This window comes from Streptomyces sp. NPDC001709 (assembly GCF_053596375.1).
On record NZ_JBSFGB010000081.1, the window covers coordinates 1 to 18,114 of the forward strand.

An 18,114-nucleotide genomic window follows, 5' to 3' on the forward strand; every position below is an offset into this window, starting at 1 on the left:
GGTGAGCCCGCCCCCTTGCGGATACCTCATGTGACCGGCCTACCGCGACAACCACCACTTGTCAGCCACGACATCACGCCAACAAGGTCAGTAACACGCCACCCAGGATCACCGCATGGCCTCACGGGTACCGGTGGAGCGTTCTGTCAGTTGCCGACGGGGCCGTCGGGAAGGCGGTCGGTGAGGTAGGCCGTCAGGTCCGGGGTGTCCGGGGAGAGGAGGTGGCGGACCCAGGCGCGGCGTTCGTGTTCCATGGTCGCCAGTTCCCAGACACAGCCGGCGTACGGGGTGGTGTTGACGGTCCAGTGGGTGATGTCGTCGTCCGGGCAGCCGAGGTAGGGGTCGCCGGCCGCGGCAGTGCGGGCGTGGACGACGTTGCCCCAGACCCAGGTGTACACGCAGAGGTAGAGGGCGCCCATGCCCTCGTGGAGCACCAACCAGCCGGCGGGCGGCATCTCGTCGTCGGGATCGGGCAGCATCGTCGCGGCGGTCGCGTAGGCCGCGTCGACGAGCGGGGCGGCCAACGGACGGTCGGCGTCACGGGTGACGTGGTAGGGCTTGAGCTGCCAGGCGCCGATCCCGACGGGCGGCAGTGCCCGGACGTGCTTGTGGTGGAATGCCATGCAGGGAACGTACGAGGGACCGACTGACATCCTGTGTCAGTCGTGGGGGAATGGGGGCGCTTGCCGTGCGGGCGAGCCGACTGCTGTCGATCGTGCTGCTGTTGCAGAGTCGCGGCCTGATGACCGCGGCCGCGCTGGCCGAGGAGCTGGAGGTGTCCGTCAGGACGGTCTACCGGGACATCGAGGCCCTCTCCGCCTCGGGAGTGCCGGTCTACGGCGAGGGCGGACGAGAAGGCGGCTACCGTCTCCTGGACGGCTACCGCACCCGGCTGACCGGCCTGACCCCGTGCGAGGCCGAGACGCTCTTCCTGCTGGCGCTGCCCGGTCCGGCGGCCGATCTGGGGCTGGCTTCCTACGCCGCGTCCGCCCAGCTCAAGATCGCCGCCGCGCTGCCCGCCGCGGTGGGCGACCACGCGGCACGCATCGGCGCCCGGTTCCTGATCGCCGACGACTCCTGGCGCCCCGCGGCTGCGGACACCGGGCAACTCCCGCTTCTCGCCCAGGCAGTGAAGGACGAGCAAGCGGTCGAAGTCCGCCTCCGTGAACCCGGAGCCGACTCGGAAGAGATCCGGTCGCTGTCCCCGTACGGGATGGTCCTCGACGCGGGCGCCTGGCACCTCGTGGCGGCCCCGATCCCGGGCGACGAGCCGAGCGTCCTGCCGGCGTCCTGGATCGAGGCGGCTGCACCGAGCCTGCACGACTTCCGACCCCCGACCGCCTTCGACCTGCGCGCCTTCTGGACCGCACGGTCGAGCGCGCCACGGCCGCCTCACCGGTCAGCGTGACCCCGGTCGCCTGCGGCTTGGCGAGGTTGTCGTAGGCGGGCTCCGTGCCGGCGTACCGCCGCCGCCCCGGACTCGGGCAGTTCCCCGCCCGGTCCGGGTGCAGGAGAAGGATGGCCGGAAACGATCTGTGCCGGGTGATAGGGCCGTGACTGGCGCCCCCGCGACGCTTGTCCACAGTGCGGTCGAGGGGGCATCGTGCGGAAACCCCGCCCGCCGGTCACACCTGACGGTTGGCCGGCGAACGGACGAGCCGCACCAACGGAACGTCACATCGGGGGTTAGGAAAGATCACCCGGCACCGGCGCCGAAGCCGACCGGCCAGCCCACCCAGGCACCGAGCGCCCAGCCGACCCAGGCGCCGACCGCGCAGCCGACCGACGGCGACTACGGCAACGACCCGGAGCCCGCGGCCATCAACGCGCTCGCGGTACCCCACCCGTACGCGAAGAACATGGCCGTGAACGGCAAGCTCGTCTTCGACGCGCCCGGCACACCGAGCAAGGGCCCGGACGACCCGACCCGGCACTTCACGTGTTCGGGAACCGTGGTCGTCGACCCGGCCCATCCCGGCAAGAGCAACCTCGTCTGGACGGCCGGCCAGTGCGCCCACGGAGGCAAGGGCAGCACGGCCAACAGCGACATCATCTTCATCCCCGGTTACAACACCAGCGGCGCTGTGAGCGGCCGCAAGGGTGCGGATGTCTGGAAGTGGGCTCCGTACGGCCTGTGGGACGGCGCGGACTACGTCACCTCGCCGCGGTGGAAGGCCGAAGGCGACGCGAAGAGTGAGGCGGAGGCGGCTCAGTACGACTTCGCGATCGTGCGGGTCAAGCCGCAGAACGACACCGGCAAGTCGCTGGAGGAGACGGTCGGTGGCGCGGTTCCGGTCTGGTTCGACGCCCGTGCAACCAGCTGAACATCACCGCGTACGGCAACACCGAGTCGCTCGCGCGGGCAGCTGCGGGGCAACTGCCGGCCGGCACCGGGCAGCGGTGGTTGCACCTGGCCGGCCTGGATCTGCCGGACTTCGTCGACGGGCGCCACGCGCCGGGTCAGCCGGAGGCGTCGGGAGGTGAGAGCCAGTTGCTCGAGGCGACCCTCGCCGCGACGGACATCGTGATCGCGTCTCCGTTGTACTGGTACTCGGTGTCGTCGTACGCCAAGCGTTACCTCGACTACTGGTCGAAGTGGCTGCGTACACCGGATCCGGAGTTCAGGGCCAAGATGACGGGGCGCACGATGTGGGGCGTGACCGCCATGGGACACGACGAGGAGGTGCTGGCCCGACCGCTGGAGCTCACCCTCCAGCAGACGGCCGCGTACATGGGCATGCGGTTCGGCGGGGTCCTGCTCGGCAGCGCCACCAGGCCGGGGCAGGTCCTGGAGGACGGGCAGGCCATGACCCGGGCCAAGACGTTCTTCCAGCGGGAAGCGCCCTCGTCCGCTTCCCGCACGAGGAGGAATGACCGACTGACCCGCCCGGCCGGCGCCGATGGCCTGCCTGCGCCGGGCGGGCGGACGTCAGCTGTGGGCGTGGTCTGCGGTGGGGTTCAGGCGGTCGAGTTCGGCGAGACCTTCGCGGGCCTGGGCGGTCAGTGCGCGCAGGTCGTGTTCGCGGGCGATGTCGGCGGCCCGCTGGAAGCAGGTTCGGGCGTCGTTCCAGGCGCCGAAGTGGAGGTGGGTGCGGCCGGTGATCACCAGGCAGGCCGCGAGTGCTTCGTGGTTCCTCGTCCGTTCGTGGATCTCCCGGGCCTCGTCCAGCGCGGCGAGGGCTTCCTCCCGTCGTTCCAGGCCGCGCAGGGCGTCGCCGAGATTGGCCAGGGTGACGGCGGTGTTGTGGAGGTTGCCGTGGTCGCGCCAGATCCGCAGTGCGTGCCGGAACTGGGGCTCGGCCGCCGCGAAGTCCTCCATGAGCAGGTGGGAGACGGCCATCGTGACCACGATGAAGCCCTCATCAGCGATCGCGGGGGCGTACTTGAGGGCTTTTCGGAGGTAGGCGAGGCCCGCCGCGCCGTCCCGCGCTTGGTTGTGGGCGACGGCGAGATTCCTCAGGACATCGATCACGATGTCCGTCCGCTGGATTCTCTCGGCCGCTTCGAGGGAGGCTCGCAGCGCCTCGATGGCCTCCTGGTTGCGGTGGGCCATGCCGTGGATGATGCCGATCCGGGCGAGCATCCAGGCCTGGCCGAGCAGGTCCCCGTGCTCGCGGGCCGTTCTCAGGGCCATGGCCCTGAGGTCGTCGGTCTCGCCGGTCCAGAAGCACATGGTGTCGTATCCGGAAAGGCCGACGGTGATCCGCCAGGCGAGGTCGGGCCGGGAGGAGCTGGTTGCCTGGCGGACGGCCTCCTTGATGTTGGCCAGTTCCAGAGTGCACCACCGCGTGGCCTCCTCGGCGCTGGCGAAGACGGGCAGTGCCGCGGCCGGGGTGTCTTCCAGGACGGCACTGAGCGTGTGGCCGGAGAGGATTGCCGCTCTGCTCTGCTCCAGGGCCCCGAGGTACCAGACCATGAGCCTGACCCGGGCGGCGTCGCGGTCCTCGGGTGTCTGTTCCTGCTCGGCGCGTTCAGCCGCGTACTCGCTCACCAGGTCGTGGAAGCGGTAGCGCCGCGGCTCCGGGCTCTGGAGCAGGTGGTAGTCGACGAGCAGTTCCAGCAGGTCGGCTGTGTCCGCGGTGGGGCGCTGCGCCAGGGCGGCGGCCTGCTCGACGCCGAACACCAGGCCCGGCCACAGGCCCAGCAGCCGGAACAGCCGGGCCGCTTCGCGCTCCACCGCGTCGCCGCTTTCGCGCAGCGCCAGGTGGCTGGAGGCGAACGTGTCCCGCACGCTCAAGTGGCCTGCCGCCAGCGACCGCAGCCGCCGGCCGCCATCGCCCAGGTGCTGCGTCAGGGTGTCCAGGGACCAGGCCGGACGGGCGGTCAGACGGACGGCGACGATCCGCAGTGCCAGCGGCAGCCCGCCGCACGCGGCCAACAACCGCAGGGCGCTGTCCGGTTCGGAGCACACCCGGTCTGCGCCGCACACCGCTGACAGGAGGCGCCGCTGGTCCTCCACATCCAGCGGCTCCAGCCGGATCTGGACGGCGCCCGGCAGGTCGCCGAGCGTATTGCGGCTGGTGGCCAGCACGGCGCTGCGCCCGTCTCCGGGCAGCAGGTGCAGCAGGTGCTGGGCGTCGCGGGCGTTGTCGAGCAGCAGGAGGACCCGGCGGGTGGCGAGGGCAGCACGCAGTTGGGCGGCTCGGTCGTCGGTGTGCTGCGCGGGCAGGCATCCCGCCTGTTCGGCGCCGAGGTCGGCGAGCAGGCGGGCCAGGACCTCGTGGGCCTGGCGCGGTTCGCCGTGGCCGAAGCCGCGCAGGTCGACGTACAGCTGTCCGTCCGGAAGACGTACAGCTGTCCGTCCGGAAACAGTTCCTTGGCCTGGTGCGCTGCCCGGACGGCGAGCGCCGTTTTGCCCACCCCACCCATGCCGGAGACGACCAGCACGGACGGCCCGCTCCCGTCGGCCGCTGCCGCGAGCTGGTCGCCGAGCTGCTTCAGTTCCTCCTCGCGGCCCGTGAAATCGGTTGTATCGGCGGGGAGTTGGGCGAGGCGAGCGGCGCGGTTGGGAGTCGGTGCGGGGGGCGGCGCCGGTACAGGCTCGGGCAACTCGCTGGCGGACAGGATCTCCTGGTGGATCTGCCGGGCGGTCCGGCCCGGTTCGACGCCGAGTTCATCGCGCAGGATCCGGTGCAGGCGCCGGTAGGCCGCCAGGGCCTGGGCGCGGCGGCCGGCGCGGTGGAGGACGAGCATCAACTGCTGGTGGAAGGTCTCGCGCAGCGGGTGCTCGTCGACGAGCCGGGTGAGTTCGGGGACGAGCCCGGCCCATCGGCCCAGGTGCAGATCCGCGTCGAGGCGCCACTCAAGAGCCTGCAACCGCGCCTCCTGCCACCGCTCGCGCACCGGGTCGGCGTCGGCGAGGTCGGGCAGTTCGGCCAGCGGGGCGCCCCGCCACAGCGCCAGGGCGGCTGATGTTTCCCGGTGGACGGACTCCCAGTCGCCGCCGAGTACGGCGCTGCGGGCCGCATCGAGGCGCAGTTCGAACAGCAGGCTGTCGAGCTCTTCCTCGTCGACTCGCAGCCGGTAGCCCAGCGGTGTGGCTGTGAGACGGTCGGGGTGGTCGTCGGCCAGCACACGGCGTAGCCGCGCCACCAGGTTGTGCACCGCGGCCGCCCCGGACTCGGGCGGTTTCTCTCCCCACAGGGCGTCCTGGAGCCGGTCCGTGGTGAGCGGTTGGTTCGGGTGCAGCAGCAGTACGGCCAGGAGCGAGCGGAGCCTGCCACCCCGAACGGCACGTTTCCCAGTGCCGTCTTCGACTTCCAGCTCGCCGAGTACGCGAAAGAGCATCTGTTTTCCCCCTGCCGGCGGTGGCTGACACCCCGGCCTTAAATGATCTTCGTCAGATGATAGTGCCGTGACAGGCGCCCCCGTGAGGGTTGTCCACAGCGCGGAGCGAGGGGAACTGTGCAGAAGCCTCCGCCTGCGGCCACGTCCGAGCACCTCCTGCCGCTGCACGTGGCTGCCACCACGTGGTAACCGGCCCTCAGCCGGACCACACCACCAACACACAGACGGGAAAGCCACATGAGCTTCAAGTCCAGGATCGTCAAGGGCGGCATGGCCGTCGCCATGGCAGGCACCGCCCTCATGGGCTTCACGACCGCCGCCAACGCCAGCCCGAGCGCCGGATACATCGGCGCCGGCTACACCAACAACCCCCACGGCGTCTGGTGCGCCCAGCACAACATCTCCTACTGGTTCCACACCTCTGGCTCCGACCACCACCAGCCCGCCGAGGACGGCACCTTCGGTCCCGAGACCAAGCAGGCCATCAAGGACTTCCAGGAGGAGATGCGTCTCCCGCAGGACGGCGTCCTCGGCCCCCAGACCGGCAACGCCCTCATGGCCCACGGCGACCCGGCCTACACCGGCTCGGACATGCCCTACCGCGAGGGCGGCGGCACCAGCACCTCCTACTGCTACACGTACCTGCCCACCACCTGGTAACCACCCGGCACGGCACTGACACCGCCGACCCCGCCCTCCACACGCGGGGGCGGCGGACCGCCGACCCGATCCTCATCGGCCTGCCCGAGAACTCGACCGCGCGCACGCAGCTCCGCTCGTGGCTCGCCGAATCCGGCATCCGGCCGGTTTTCGGCACCAGCGTCACCACTGGTGAGCTTGCTCCGCTTTGACGGCCACCGCTGGTGGCGCCTGCCGATGCGGCCGCTCGGCTTCCTGCGGGTGTACGGGCCGCCCGTACGCCCGCTCGCTCGCCGACGCCCACCCCGCGCTGATACCGACATGGCACCCGGAACGCAACGGCTCACTGCCCCCGGGCCGGATCGCATCCAAGTCCTCCTTCGACGCCTGGTGGCGCTGCCCGGCCGGGTACGAGTGGCAGGAGAAGGTCGCGCAGCGCTCGATGATGGAAGAACGACGACGTCACCGCCTGCCGACACTACACAGACCCCCGCGTCACATACCCCTATCCGGTCTGCGGGTGCACCGTGAAGGTCACCGCCGAGGCTGCCGAGCGGCACCGAGCGAAGGGCCACCCGCGCTGCTTCACCTGCCACACCAGGTGGTGGACCGAGGACCAGGGCAAGATCAACGGCCAAGATGCCGAAGGCCGCCAAGCTCCTCGATAAGGTCCCCATGCCCGCCGCCGTCCCGCCGCCGCTGGTCACCGAGTGGCGGTTCAGGGCAGCCAAGATCCTCCAAGGTGCGTTCGGCGCCGAAGCCGCCCGGGGCCGGGCTGTTCGGGTTGGTCGGTCACCGGTCGCCGCTGGCGGCGCGCACCCGGGCGAACACGTCGGCGGCCGGTGTCCACTGCTGGCCGCCGATCGGCGCGACGAGGGAGTCCATGGCCTCGGGGCTGGTGCGCAGGGTCAGGCGGTGGCGGTAGGTAGCGATCACCTCGGCGACGGCAGCGAGGTCGCCGATCGGAGAGGAGTCGAGGGCGGGATGCCAGACCTGGTCGGGCAGATGGCGAATCGCCCGGCGGACCGGCTCGGTGATGGACCATACGACGGAGAACGACGTACGGACGCCGCTCGAGCGCAGGGCGCGGATGTGGGCCAGGAAGGCCTTGGCAGAGCCGGCACTGTCGGCGCGGATGAGGATCTCGGTGCCGTAGCGGTGGGCGTCGGGTATCTGGGCGAGCGCGGCATCGAGCACGGCGATGTGGTCGGCGGCGGTGTTGGCCGCGGCGTTGCCGGGCCGAAGGACGGTCCCTCGCCGGTGGGGACCAGCGAGATGTCGGCGACCCATGGACGGTTCAGGGCGTCGGCGGTGAAGTCGCGCTGGACCAGGTCCGGGGCGGGACCAGCCGCCGGGTCACGACGGGTGAAGCCGCGGGGCCGGCGCGGGCCGACGCCCTGCAGACCGGCCTGGCGCATCAGGCGCTCGACCCGTTTGCGGCGCCGCAGGACGGCGTGGATGCGCGAGGAGCCGTGCGTGGCGTCGGAGTCGGCGTGGCTGCGGCGGATGTGCTCGGTCAGCTCGGCGTCGCGGCGCTTGCGCTCGCACGGCGAGGCGGCCTCGCGGCGCCAGCGGTAGTAGGTGGAGGCGGGGATATGCAGTTCCCGGAGGACGGGCTCGGCCCCGAAGCGGTCCTGGTGCTCGTCAATGAGCTTTAGGGCCTGTCCGGCGGATCAGGTCGCAGGAAAGTGACGGCGCCTCATCAGCGCAGGTGAGCGGGGGCTGGTGCGTCCAGCTGCAAGGCGGAGGAGGGCGTCGACGCGATGGGGGTGCCCCCGCGATGGGGGTCCCCGCGCGCGAGCGAAGCCGAGCGTGGGGGAGAAGCCGAGCGTGGGGGAGTCGGCAACCGACGACAACGCCGCAGATAGGCGTGCCAGCCCCCGCGTCTGCGACAGGATCCGCCGGACAGGCCCTAGTACCGTCGCCGGGTCGGGTCGAGCTGAGGCGAAAAAGGCCGAGGCAGCCTTGAGGATCTCGCAGGACCGGCGCAGCTCGGCGTTCTCCTTCCGCAGGGCGGCCAGTTCCTCCTTCTCCGCAGTGGTCAGCGAGATCCCGGCCATCGGATTGTGGAAGACGACCTTCTCCTGCTTCAGCGCGGCGAAGACGCTGCGCAGGACGTGGTGGAGAGCGCGCGCCTGGTTGCCGTGGCGCCTGACGAGTTCGGCGTGGATGTGCTCGGCGGTGATCTGCCGCAGGTCCCAGCCCGCGGCAGCTCACCAGAGTATGACGGCAGGTCACCGGCCCCTTGCCGGGGCCGCGTTGTCAGTGGTGGGAGATACGTTCGAGGTCTTGGAACCGCTGTTGCACGACAGGAGTGGACGATGACCGAGAGCAGTGTGCTGCCCGCGCTCAGGGTGGTGCTGACGGACGTCAACGAGCGTGTGGCGGAGGCGTGGCGCGCCGCGTTCGCCGACACCCCCGGCATTGAGATCCGCAAGGGCTCGATCCTCGACGAGGACGTCGACGCCTGGGTCACCCCCACAAACTCCCGGGGCCGGATGGACGGCGGGGTCGACGCCGTCATCAAGCGGTACCTGGGGGCCGGTATCCAGGTGCGCGTCCAGCGGGCGATCCGCGAACGGTTCGCCGGACCCATGCCGGTGGGCAGCGCGGTCTGCGTCCCGTCCGGCGCGGACGTCCCCCGGTACCTGATATCGACACCGACGATGGTGCGGTCCTCGCAGAACGTGAGTGCCACGCTGAACGTGGCGCTGGCGTGCGCGGCCGCTTTCCAGGCCGTCCACCGGCAGAACCGGAAGAAGCCGGGCAGCATCCGGTCCGTGGCGCTGGTCGGGATGGGGGCGCAGACCGGCCAGGTGCCGGCCCGGGTGTGCGCCAATCTGATGTGGACCGGCTACACGCTCTTCCACGACCACTGGTTCGAGGACGACGACGAGCTGCGGTCGACGATCATCTCCCAGCTCCACGGGATCGAGAACGCGTCCGCCGACCAACGGGTGCGCATCGTGCCGCCGACGGTCATCAGGCCCGTCGCCCCCGCGCCGGCGCCGGCGCCGGCGCCCGAAACTGCCCCTCCCGCTCCCTGCGCCGCCCCCTCCTGTCCTTCTGCCGCGACGAGCGAAAGCGCCTCCGCCATGACCGGATCGACGACCGGCCTCCCGGCTCCGGACCAGCCGACGCAGCCCCAGCCCGATGCGAACGACCCTCTCGCCCTGACCGAGCTCTTCGACGGCGGCGGGGAGGCATGGCTCCCGCTGCTGAAGCCGGTCATCGAGGCGCAGCCGGACGCCGCGCGGTTCATCGGCAAGGGCCGCAGCCACGAGGTGGTCCCGGTCCGCGAGCTGACGTTCCAGGCGCTCAAGCCGAACCCGCCGCACAAGTGGAAGGTCGTGGTCTTCGGTCAGAACCCGTACCCGCGGCCGGAGAGCGCCACCGGCATAGCCATGTTCGACAACACCTTCAGCGACTGGAAGGACAGCCAGTTCGGCCGGGTCGTCAGCATCCGGTGCCTCATCAAGGCGGCGGCGATGTGGAAGTACGGCATCGCCAAGAAAACCCCGATCGCCGACGTGCGGGCGCTGCTGAAGGACCGGGACACGGTCCAGCCGCCGGAGTGGTTCCAGGCGATGCTGACGCAGGGCGTGCTCCTGCTGAACGCGTCGCTGACCGCGAGCGGTGACGGGGCAATGGGTGCCGACCAGCACACGGCGTTCTGGCGGCCGGTCGCCGAGCGGATCGTCGAGGAGATCCTCAAGGCCAAGCAGGACGCGACCGAGGAGGACCGCGGGGTCGTGTTCGCATGGTGGGGGGCGCACGCCCGCAGCCTGAAACGCGTCGTCCTGCGGCTCCAGCAGAAGTACCCGGACGTCGAGGTCCGCCACCTCGACCACGCAAACCCGGCGGCACAGGGCGACATCTTCTGCGAGGGCGACCACTTCGCCCAGGTCAACGACGCCCTGACCTCGCTGGGCGCGGACCGCATCGACTGGCTGCCGAGCAAGGGGTGGAACGGGCCGGCGGCCGGCGCGGGCGGTGCGGACGGGGGTGTCGCGGCGCGCATGGGCGCCTTCATCGAGTCGACCATGAACCTGCACCAGCTGTACCTGGAACGCCTCACCAGCGTCAAGGACGAGGGCCTGGTCCTGCCCGCGATCACCGGTGTCTTCGACACCCCGCTGATGGACTTCCAGGACGCCGTCGCCCCGGTCTCGGCAGCGCTGTCCGGGCTCGCCGGGCACATCCGGCGCTCCCGCGACTTCGGCAAGCAGCGTGCGGACCAGGCGGCCGGCGGCGGCCTGTCCGCCGACGCGATCGCCGCGCTCCACCTCTACACCTGTGAGTCAGCCTTCTACCGTGAGGTCAACAGCGTCCTGCGCTCCCCCGACCGCACCAGGCTCACGCCCTACCTGCCGTACCTGCGGCTGCTGTTCTCTGCGGTCTCGGAGCTGCCGGCCTGCACGCAGCCGTTGTGGCGCGGGGTGTCGCTGGACCTTCGGGCGCAGTACCCGGTGGGCCGGACGGTGACCTGGTGGGGCGTCTCCTCGTGTACCTCCGACCTGCAGGTGGCCACGGCGTTCTTGGGCAGTCGCGGCAAGCGGACCCTCTTCGAGGTGACGCCGGCCCGGGCGGTCGGGATCAAGAGCTTCTCCGCCTTCACCGGCGAGGAGGAATACATCCTTACGCCGGGTACCCAGCTCAAGGTGACGGAGGTGAAGAGCGAGCCCCGCGGGCTGTGCACGGTCCGGCTGAGCGAAGTCACGGACGCCGCTCCCGTGGTGTCCTGAACTGATGAGGATCTCTGGAAACGGCTCTGTCCACAGTTCCGTGAACGATCTTGAAGACGAGCGGCATTACCGGAATGCTGACGCGCGTGGAGAGCAACGTTGCAGATAGGTGGGCGTCGATCCGGGGCGCCGTCGGGCGGGCGTTGTCACAGCCCGTGTCGTGCCTGGTAGCCGACGTGCCTCACATCGCTGTTGAGGTTGCCGAGCGATGGGATCTCCCAGAAGGCGATCGAGTTGCCCTGCGCGAGTGGGGTTTGCCACGGATGCCGCTCTTCACGCCCCGCCATTCCGGTACGTTCCCTGCTCTCCTGCCCAACCGGGCAGGCAAGCACGAGCGCCGCCTGGTCAAGGACGGACAACAGCTCTACGACCTAGGGTATTGGGGCGCCGACCCGAGTAGCTGCGTGGCCGGTGTGGTTCCCGGAGAGGGTCGGGTGCTGTGTCTTCTCCCCGAGCCGATCATCGTTGACGATCTGCCGGAGGTTCTTCGGCCGTACAACCGGGGGCTTCACAAGCCCGCGGTCTCCTTCTTCAACTCCTCTGTCGCGCAGTACGTCGAGACGGCCTGGCGGTGGCATGCGGTCCTAGAGATCCTTCAGCAGATTGAGGAGCCTGAGTTCCTAGCGGGAGAGGCGGAATACCTGCGCCACCACGACCGTCTCTACTCGCTAGTGGAGCTTGTGGTGGATGCAGTAGGACGCATCGATCCTGCGGCTGACGCCGAGGATCGCCCCTCAGTCTGGATCGAACTGATCCGAGAGAACTCGGTGTGATGGTGAGCTGCACTTCCTTGGCGCTCATGGCTGGGTGAGGATGCGGGTCCGAAGGAGTTCGAACGAGGCTCGGCCATACATTGCTCGCTTGAGAGGTTTAACCCGATTTACGTGACCCAACGACGCCGGAACTCCACGGCAGGGTCAATCCGGCGGTGACGGCGTCGAGGTCCTGGCGGAGGAAGCAGGCGAAGCCCTTCATGGGCTTGGGTGCGTCTCGTTCGGCCGGCCGGATCCACTCCAGCAGGAGGTATCCGCGCCGGTGGCGGACCAGGTCGGCAAAGGCAAGGAGAAATGCGGCGGGTGCGCATCGGATGGATGCACGGCATCGTCCCGGCGATGTCGCGCACTCCCGCATGGCTCTGGTCACGAGACTCGTGAACAAAGCCATCCGCACGATGTCGCCCACTCCCGGCCGGTGGCATCCACTCGGTGGAGTGGATGCCGGGCATCGTCGGTGCGCACCCGCGGCATCGGGTGCACTCAGTGGCCGGCCTCCCGGCCGCGGTGCGGTCTGGGCTCCTGCGGGCGATGCGCCCGCTGGTCGTCCTCGCGCACCGGGTTCACTCCGCCGGCATCGTCTCGTCGGCGTAGCGGTCCGCGCGGGCGCGGGAGTCGGCGGCCGCCCTGGTGAACACGTCTTGGAGGTGGCGTAGCCGCTCGGCCGTGAGATCGAGGGCTTCCACGTCGGTGCGGGACTCCCGCAGAGCCCGCAGCGCCGTCATATCGACCGCCTCCTGTCGGCCGGCCTCCGGCTCCTGGTCGCCGTGCTCGGGGGCGGCGGCCAGGGGCGCGAGCAGCTGCTCGGGCATCGCCGCCTGCTGGTGCGCGACGACGTCGTACGCCCGGCCCCGCACGCCAGCGGTGACGGTGGCGCGCAGCTTCTCCCGCACCACCGCGCCGGCAAGAACAGCCCGGTCGTAGCTCAGCGGGAGGCTGGGTATCTGCCACTCCCCCGCTGTCTGGTGCAGGGTCCGGGGCCCAGCCGGCGCGCTGGGATCGGCCGAGGGTTGCCGGTCCGGGTCGGGCGCGGGGGTTGGTGGGCGGCGCCGGGCAGGGAGGTCGGACAGCGCCCACCGTGCGGTGTAGACACCTCAGGCACTCAACGAGTCAAGCGGCGGCTGCGAGCTCGGTGGGGAACGCGGTCTGTTCGTCAAAGAGCCAGCGATGCTGAAGGCAGTAGTAGAGTCGGCCGAGCATGCAGTTGAAAGGGTGCCTCTGAGCTGCCGCGTGCCAGTCCCCGGCGTCACGACGGCGTTGATAGTGAGCTTTGGCGCCGGGCGAGGCGGTGATCGAGGAGAAGGCCCAGAGGTAGCCAGTATGGTTGAGGCGGTCGTTCTTGACCCATCGGCGGGTGAAGCTCGATTTCTTGCCAGAGGCCCGGGTGATAGGTGAGGCTCCCGCGTACGCCTTCAGGCCGCGGGTATCCGTGAAGCGAGCCTTGTCGTCTCCGATCTCGGCCAGCACCCGGGCGCCGAGCTGGATGCCGAGTCCCGGGAAGCTCAAGACCACTTCAGCGTCCGGGTGCTGAGGGGAAGCCTCTCCCACCGCCTCGGCGAGGTCGTCGGCAGCGGTGCAGGCGGCCTCCAACTGGACCAGCACGGCGAGCATCTGCTTGCCCAGCGCCTCCTTGACCAGCGGTGACTGATGAGCCCAGTCGGCACGGAATGTGTCCTGGAATGGTCGAGCCCCTACGACCACCTGCGGGAGGTGACCCGCGACGACGTCCTCACCTACATCAAGACACTGCACGGCCACCAGCGCCACGACCAACTCGTCGCCCTGCGCTCGCTGTTCACATGGGCCAAGCGGAACGGACTGATCTTCCGCAACCCCACCAGTCGGATCAAGGTCGGGCAATACGAGTACGCCGTGCTGCAACCGCTCGTCCCCGAGCAGGTCGGCCCCTCCGTCGCGGCGGCCACCACCCCGGCGACGCGGCTCATCCTCGCCCTCGCGGCGGTCCACGCCGCCCGGGTCGCCCAGATCGCTGACTTCATGCTCGACGACTTCGACATCGGCAACCGTCGGCTGACCAACGCCGGACGTGTCCGCCCGCTCGACGACCTCACCCGGAAGCTGCTGCTGGACTGGCTGGAGCACCGGCGAACCCGGTGGCCGAACACCGCGAACCGCCACCTGCTGATCAACAACCAACCCGCCAACACGACCGGCCAAGCCAGCAACCACTGGATCAGCGCTCCGATGCGGGGCCAGGACGCGACCCTGGAGAGACTCCGCGTTGACCGGCAGCTCGAAGAGGCCATGGTCAAAGGCCCCGACCCGCTCCACCTCGCCGAGGTCTTCGGGCTCGACGAGAAGACCGCGATGCGCTACGCGAACTCCGCACAGGCCCTCTTGCAGCAGGCCGCCGAGGCCGACTCAGCGCCTTGACCGCGAGCAACTTGGTCAGCCACCTTTTGCGATCAGGTAGATCAAGAACGCTGTTCCGCCACCGGCCGCGATCACGGCATACACCACAGCAATAGCCGGTCCCATGAGCTTCAGTGCCACCCCTGAGAACTTGAACGGCGTGATGCCAGTAGCCGCAACCACTTCCGCGACTTGATAAACCTCTGGGGGAACGCCGCGGTCACTGACATCGACATCGATCAGAGACGCCTGACAACTCACGGCCGGCTGCTGCCCGTCCGCCAGAAGAGAAATGGTGATCGACTGGTTTCTGCTGATCAGCCCCGGCCCGATCAGAACGGTGCTACCTGTCGAGGTGATGGACGGGAGCTGGTGGTGAGCAGGCTTAGACATCATGTCCAAGATATCCACAATGGGCACGCCTACATCGATCTTGATGGGCTGTCCGCTGTCGAACGCACTGCTCGGCACATCTCGGCGCCCGCGATTCGCAAGCCCTACTTTGATTACCTGCGGGTCAGCCAGAGCCGTCCCGGCTCGCGTCACTTCAACCACCCCGTGCAGGGAGGTCGACCCCTGAAGGAGACTCGTCACCGACAACAACGCGTAGTCCAGTCGCCTTTTCGGGTTTGCCACCTTGAAGGTCGCCCAGATCGTGCATGCCCCCACGACGATGGCTGCCACAACAGCCGCTGCGGCCCAAAAGGTGCCGGACTTATACCACTCACCCGCAAGCATCATCACATGGTGATCCAAGCGCATTTCTGGCGGCGTCGTGGGTGGAACGGCCCAGGTGACTTGTCGCCGGAAGCCAGTACCGAGGGTCAGCAGACTGGTGACATCAGCGATCGTCTCCGCCAACGAGTGGCAGAAGGGCCCCAACGGTCTCCGCCTTCTTGTGCTGTGACTTGGCAGTAAGCATCGGCGGGCTCGCCCCGGCCTCGCGGAGGGGGTGAGGCCTCCACGAGGAGAAAGACCGCCATGCGCTACACGGACTCCACATGCCCTGCTGAAGCATGCTGCGAAGGCCGAACCAGCAAGTTGACCGCGAACCGAGGGGTCCATGTCTCAGAATCTGGGCACCGCACCCGCGGGTGTGAGCAGTTGAGGTACAGGAAATCCTGGTGAGATTGATCTTGGTCGGAACGGCTACGACTCCGCGGTCAGAGCTCGCCGCGGCGTGCGAGCTGCTTCACCGCGTTCTCACGGATGATCTCGCTCTCGGCGTCGCGCAAGCCCTCGAAGGCTTCCCGGGCCTCCGGGCCGGGAATGCCGCCGAGCGCCCAGATCGCCTTCACCGCGAGCGCCCGGCACTCGTCGAAGTCCAGGTACTCGGGCACCCAGCGAGTCGCCTCGACCAGCGTCGGCACCGTCTCGGGCGAGCGGAGCTTGCCCAGCATGGACACGATGTCCTCGTGCTTCCTGTGCCATTCGGCAGGGAACAGCTCGATCAACGGCTCCAGGAACTCCTCGACCGAGGCGTCGGCGGCGAAATGGACGATCAACGCCATCTCGACGTCGGCGGCGTCCCGGCGCTCCATGGCATCCCGGAGCAGCCGGAGCGCCAGGGCCCCACCGTCGGACTCGCCGAAGTGGGCGAGCACCTCGTCGAGCGTGCGCGTCGGACCCTCACCCAGCCCGACCGCCAGGCCCATGACCAGATCCTGCTCCTCAGGCGTCATCGCCTGACCACCTCCCATGCGGTGATGTTCTCGTCGAAGAGCTTGAGCGCGTCACGGCCGCCAGGCCAACGTTCACATGTGAGGTTGTTGAACGCCCCCAGGTCTCGGGGGAACCCTAGCAAGATCATTCTCGCCGGGATTTCCTGCACTCAATTACTCACACCCCCTTCAGAGGCCATCCCCCCGCGTAGGCCCTGAGCCGTCGCCGCTGCCGTTCTTCGTCCGGCGATCCGGTCCGCAAGCGTCGAAGTCGCCGACGTAGAGCAGCACCGCCGGGCGCGGGTCGCGGGCTGTGTGCTCGCGGACGACCTGCACGCAGCTCTGGCTGCCGAAGCCTCAGACGACGAGCACGGGAACGCCCATGTCCTCCAGCCAGCCGGTCAACTGCGCCCGCAAGGCGTCCTTCTCACAGGCCACGTACAGGGTCGTGGTCTGGCCGGCGGTCTGGTCCAGGGCGAACTGTGACCCAGCGGATCTCAGCCGCGGACGCTTGTCCAACGCCACCGACCGCGGGCACACCACCCGAACCAGGGGCATGGAGGAGGCCAACGCTCCCGCTGGACTACCAGCACATCCTCGCCGCAGTGCGACAAGCCGCCGGACCGGTCATGTCCCGGCAGGGTCGGCGAAGTGCAGGGGGTGAACGTCAGGGCGCGGGTCAGGCTGGACCCGCTACGCGGGAAGCGCTCACGAGCGGCAGGAACGGCCTGCACCGCGACGTCGCCGACCCCGAACCGCCCCCGCCCGAACCGGCCGCCGAACCCGTCCTGCGCCCTGGCGATCTTCTGTACCTGCCGCGCGGCTGGTGGCACGCCGTCACCGCAGACCAGGGCACCCACTCTCTGCACCTGACCTGCGGCATCACCCCGCCGCACACCGGAAGCCGACTGCTGTCCTGGCTCGCCGACGAACTCCTCGCCTCGGACACCTTCCGCATCGACCTGCCCCTGCACGCCGAACGGGCAACCCAGGCGGCCTTCCTCGCCGCGCTGAGCAAGGAGGCCACTGCCGCATTGGATCGCCCCGACCTGCTCGCCCGGTACGCCGCCGCCGAGGCCGCCACCGACATGCGCCGCCTGCGGCCATCCATGCCGCATCTGAACGGTGTCCCGGCCGACCCCGGCCTGCGGGTGCGGCTGACGACCAGCAGGGCCCAGGCCACCCACGTGACAATGGACGGTGAGGACCTCGTGCGCATCACGGGGGCCGGGCAGGAGGTCGACGCCGCAGCCACAGCCGCACCCTTGATCCAGCGGCTTCTCCACATCGGATGGCATCGCCTCGACGACCTCGCCGCGGCGGCAAACCTGCCCCTGTCCGACGCGGCCTCCCTGGTCGCTGCACTGGTGGCAGCGCAGCTGGCAAGCGTTCGCGGCGAGGTGACGCCGTGACCGCCTCGCTCGCGCTGGGCACCTACCGAATCCCCGCCCAGGAGGTGACCGCCGCGGCACAGCGCGCGGCCAGCGCTCCCTCCACGTGGGTCGACACCTCCCCCAACTACTGTGAAGGCAGGGCCCATCGGCTGCTGGTTCCCGCACTCTCCGACCACCCCGCACTGCGCGTTGCGACCGAAGCCGGGTTCCTCACTCGCGTACGCCGGCGACCGGGACGCCTTGGCCAACGAACTGCGTGCAGCGTTCGCCGTTCTGGAAGAGGCAGCGCACGCCGGGCACGTTGCCGCGTACGGCGTGGCCACATGGACCGGCTGCTCAGGAAGAGGCGCCCCGATCGTGGGTGACTGCCCGCGTTGATGTCAGAAGTAAATGTCAAGGGCCCCGGACCACGATCGGTCCGGGGCCTTTTCCCTTGTGTCCCCGGCAGGATTCGAACCTGCGACACCCGCTTTGAAAGTTCGATCCGCGATGACTGCGTCCTTGGATCGCTGCGGCCGCAAGACTGCACCTACTCCGACGAGAACCGGGGCGATCCGGTGGTGTCCGTCCTCGTTGATGTCAGGCATGGATGTCAGCCGAACCCTCGATGCCTGTGGTCGCTCGTATTGCTCGTTCGGGTGCGTATTTCGTGCAGGTTCTGCCCCAGATGCCAAGGCTTGACTTCGCGATGTGTCTCCTCGTGAAGGTGGAATAACATGCCGACGTACGTCGCCTTGCTGAG

The 18,114-nt window shown here is 69.4% G+C and carries 14 protein-coding genes and 7 pseudogenes; 9 read left to right on the forward strand and 12 right to left on the reverse strand.

Annotation, left to right across the window (positions count from 1 at the left end):
* Positions 1-146: 146 nt before the first annotated feature.
* Entirely contained in the window at positions 147-623 is a 477-nt protein-coding gene (locus ACWC0C_RS46365) for a hypothetical protein (RefSeq protein ID WP_450871085.1), read from the reverse strand.
* A gap of 50 nt (positions 624-673) precedes the next feature.
* Between ACWC0C_RS46365 and ACWC0C_RS46370 the strand changes: the two genes are divergently transcribed.
* From ACWC0C_RS46370 to ACWC0C_RS46380, 3 genes and pseudogenes are all read left to right on the forward strand, one after another.
* Complete coding sequence (locus ACWC0C_RS46370) at positions 674-1,408, forward strand: helix-turn-helix transcriptional regulator (protein WP_450871086.1); 735 nt, start codon at positions 674-676, stop codon at positions 1,406-1,408.
* A gap of 145 nt (positions 1,409-1,553) precedes the next feature.
* Positions 1,554-2,324, forward strand: a complete 771-nt coding sequence (locus ACWC0C_RS46375; protein ID WP_450871087.1) for a hypothetical protein — start codon at positions 1,554-1,556, stop codon at positions 2,322-2,324.
* Positions 2,297-2,874: pseudogene (locus ACWC0C_RS46380) on the forward strand (flavodoxin family protein). The gene ACWC0C_RS46375 and the pseudogene ACWC0C_RS46380 overlap by 28 nt, the downstream one beginning before the upstream one ends.
* Positions 2,875-2,929: 55 nt before the next feature.
* Here ACWC0C_RS46380 and ACWC0C_RS46385 read toward each other — a convergent pair.
* The 3 genes and pseudogenes from ACWC0C_RS46385 to ACWC0C_RS46395 form a co-directional block, all read right to left on the reverse strand.
* Positions 2,930-4,378 (reverse strand): tetratricopeptide repeat protein, encoded by a 1,449-nt coding sequence (locus tag ACWC0C_RS46385; RefSeq protein ID WP_450871089.1) that lies wholly within the window; start codon positions 4,376-4,378, stop codon positions 2,930-2,932.
* 6 nt (positions 4,379-4,384) lie between these two features.
* A pseudogene (locus tag ACWC0C_RS46390) lies at positions 4,385-4,771 on the reverse strand (AfsR/SARP family transcriptional regulator); the annotation flags it as partial.
* A gap of 50 nt (positions 4,772-4,821) precedes the next feature.
* Positions 4,822-5,787, reverse strand: a pseudogene (locus tag ACWC0C_RS46395) (BTAD domain-containing putative transcriptional regulator); the annotation flags it as partial.
* A 237-nt stretch (positions 5,788-6,024) separates the two neighbouring features.
* On the opposite strand from ACWC0C_RS46395, the gene ACWC0C_RS46400 reads away from it, so the two are divergent.
* Both ACWC0C_RS46400 and ACWC0C_RS46405 read left to right on the forward strand, forming a co-directional pair.
* Positions 6,025-6,447 carry a peptidoglycan-binding domain-containing protein gene (locus tag ACWC0C_RS46400; protein WP_450871090.1) on the forward strand — a complete coding sequence of 141 codons (423 nt, stop codon included), beginning with the start codon at positions 6,025-6,027 and terminating at the stop codon, positions 6,445-6,447.
* A gap of 187 nt (positions 6,448-6,634) precedes the next feature.
* Positions 6,635-6,856 (forward strand): annotated as a pseudogene (locus tag ACWC0C_RS46405) (zinc-ribbon domain-containing protein); the annotation flags it as partial.
* A 362-nt stretch (positions 6,857-7,218) separates the two neighbouring features.
* Here ACWC0C_RS46405 and ACWC0C_RS46410 read toward each other — a convergent pair.
* The 3 genes and pseudogenes from ACWC0C_RS46410 to ACWC0C_RS46420 all read right to left on the reverse strand — a co-directional run.
* Entirely contained in the window at positions 7,219-7,716 is a 498-nt protein-coding gene (locus ACWC0C_RS46410; protein WP_450871091.1) for a hypothetical protein, read from the reverse strand.
* Between the two features lie 101 nt (positions 7,717-7,817).
* A pseudogene (locus ACWC0C_RS46415) lies at positions 7,818-8,075 on the reverse strand (IS3 family transposase); the annotation flags it as partial.
* Between the two features lie 270 nt (positions 8,076-8,345).
* Positions 8,346-8,495 (reverse strand): annotated as a pseudogene (locus tag ACWC0C_RS46420) (IS3 family transposase); the annotation flags it as partial.
* A gap of 252 nt (positions 8,496-8,747) precedes the next feature.
* Between ACWC0C_RS46420 and ACWC0C_RS46425 the strand changes: the two are divergent.
* On the forward strand, positions 8,748-11,171 hold the full coding sequence (locus tag ACWC0C_RS46425; RefSeq protein ID WP_450871093.1) for an ADP-ribosyltransferase domain-containing protein: 2,424 nt from the start codon (positions 8,748-8,750) through the stop codon (positions 11,169-11,171).
* Between the two features lie 86 nt (positions 11,172-11,257).
* Positions 11,258-11,944: an SUKH-4 family immunity protein gene (locus ACWC0C_RS46430; RefSeq protein WP_450871094.1), complete on the forward strand. Its 687-nt coding sequence runs from the start codon at positions 11,258-11,260 to the stop codon at positions 11,942-11,944.
* 563 nt (positions 11,945-12,507) lie between these two features.
* Here the strand turns inward: ACWC0C_RS46430 and ACWC0C_RS46435 are convergent.
* A complete protein-coding gene (locus ACWC0C_RS46435) occupies positions 12,508-12,840 on the reverse strand; it encodes a hypothetical protein (RefSeq protein ID WP_450871095.1) in 333 nt (110 codons plus the stop codon).
* A 214-nt stretch (positions 12,841-13,054) separates the two neighbouring features.
* Positions 13,055-13,612: pseudogene (locus ACWC0C_RS46440) on the reverse strand (transposase); the annotation flags it as partial.
* Between ACWC0C_RS46440 and ACWC0C_RS46445 the strand changes: the two are divergent.
* On the forward strand, positions 13,592-14,338 hold the full coding sequence (locus ACWC0C_RS46445) for a hypothetical protein (protein WP_450871103.1): 747 nt from the start codon (positions 13,592-13,594) through the stop codon (positions 14,336-14,338). The pseudogene ACWC0C_RS46440 and the gene ACWC0C_RS46445 sit on opposite strands and share 21 nt — an antisense overlap.
* A gap of 15 nt (positions 14,339-14,353) precedes the next feature.
* On the opposite strand, the gene ACWC0C_RS46450 is transcribed toward ACWC0C_RS46445, so the two are convergent.
* The 3 genes from ACWC0C_RS46450 to ACWC0C_RS46460 form a co-directional block, all read right to left on the reverse strand.
* A complete protein-coding gene (locus ACWC0C_RS46450; protein WP_450871096.1) occupies positions 14,354-15,178 on the reverse strand; it encodes a hypothetical protein in 825 nt (274 codons plus the stop codon).
* Between the two features lie 302 nt (positions 15,179-15,480).
* On the reverse strand, positions 15,481-15,999 hold the full coding sequence (locus ACWC0C_RS46455; protein WP_450871098.1) for a HEAT repeat domain-containing protein: 519 nt from the start codon (positions 15,997-15,999) through the stop codon (positions 15,481-15,483).
* Positions 16,000-16,335: 336 nt separating this feature from the next.
* Positions 16,336-16,536, reverse strand: coding sequence for a hypothetical protein (locus ACWC0C_RS46460; RefSeq protein WP_450871099.1), 201 nt, complete (start codon positions 16,534-16,536; stop codon positions 16,336-16,338).
* A gap of 47 nt (positions 16,537-16,583) precedes the next feature.
* Here ACWC0C_RS46460 and ACWC0C_RS46465 point away from each other — a divergent pair, with 47 nt between their 5' ends.
* Complete coding sequence (locus tag ACWC0C_RS46465; protein WP_450871101.1) at positions 16,584-17,390, forward strand: JmjC domain-containing protein; 807 nt, start codon at positions 16,584-16,586, stop codon at positions 17,388-17,390.
* Positions 17,391-18,114: the final 724 nt, after the last annotated feature.

Coding starts and splice junctions, on each gene's coding strand:
- ACWC0C_RS46365 (WP_450871085.1), bottom strand. CDS start 623: ATGGCATTCCACCACAAGCACGTCCGGGCACTGCCGCCCGTCGGGATC.
- ACWC0C_RS46370 (WP_450871086.1), top strand. CDS start 674: ATGGGGGCGCTTGCCGTGCGGGCGAGCCGACTGCTGTCGATCGTGCTG.
- ACWC0C_RS46400 (WP_450871090.1), top strand. CDS start 6,025: ATGAGCTTCAAGTCCAGGATCGTCAAGGGCGGCATGGCCGTCGCCATG.
- ACWC0C_RS46410 (WP_450871091.1), bottom strand. CDS start 7,716: ATGGGTCGCCGACATCTCGCTGGTCCCCACCGGCGAGGGACCGTCCTT.
- ACWC0C_RS46425 (WP_450871093.1), top strand. CDS start 8,748: ATGACCGAGAGCAGTGTGCTGCCCGCGCTCAGGGTGGTGCTGACGGAC.
- ACWC0C_RS46445 (WP_450871103.1), top strand. CDS start 13,592: ATGAGCCCAGTCGGCACGGAATGTGTCCTGGAATGGTCGAGCCCCTAC.
- ACWC0C_RS46455 (WP_450871098.1), bottom strand. CDS start 15,999: ATGACGCCTGAGGAGCAGGATCTGGTCATGGGCCTGGCGGTCGGGCTG.
- ACWC0C_RS46460 (WP_450871099.1), bottom strand. CDS start 16,536: ATGCCCCTGGTTCGGGTGGTGTGCCCGCGGTCGGTGGCGTTGGACAAG.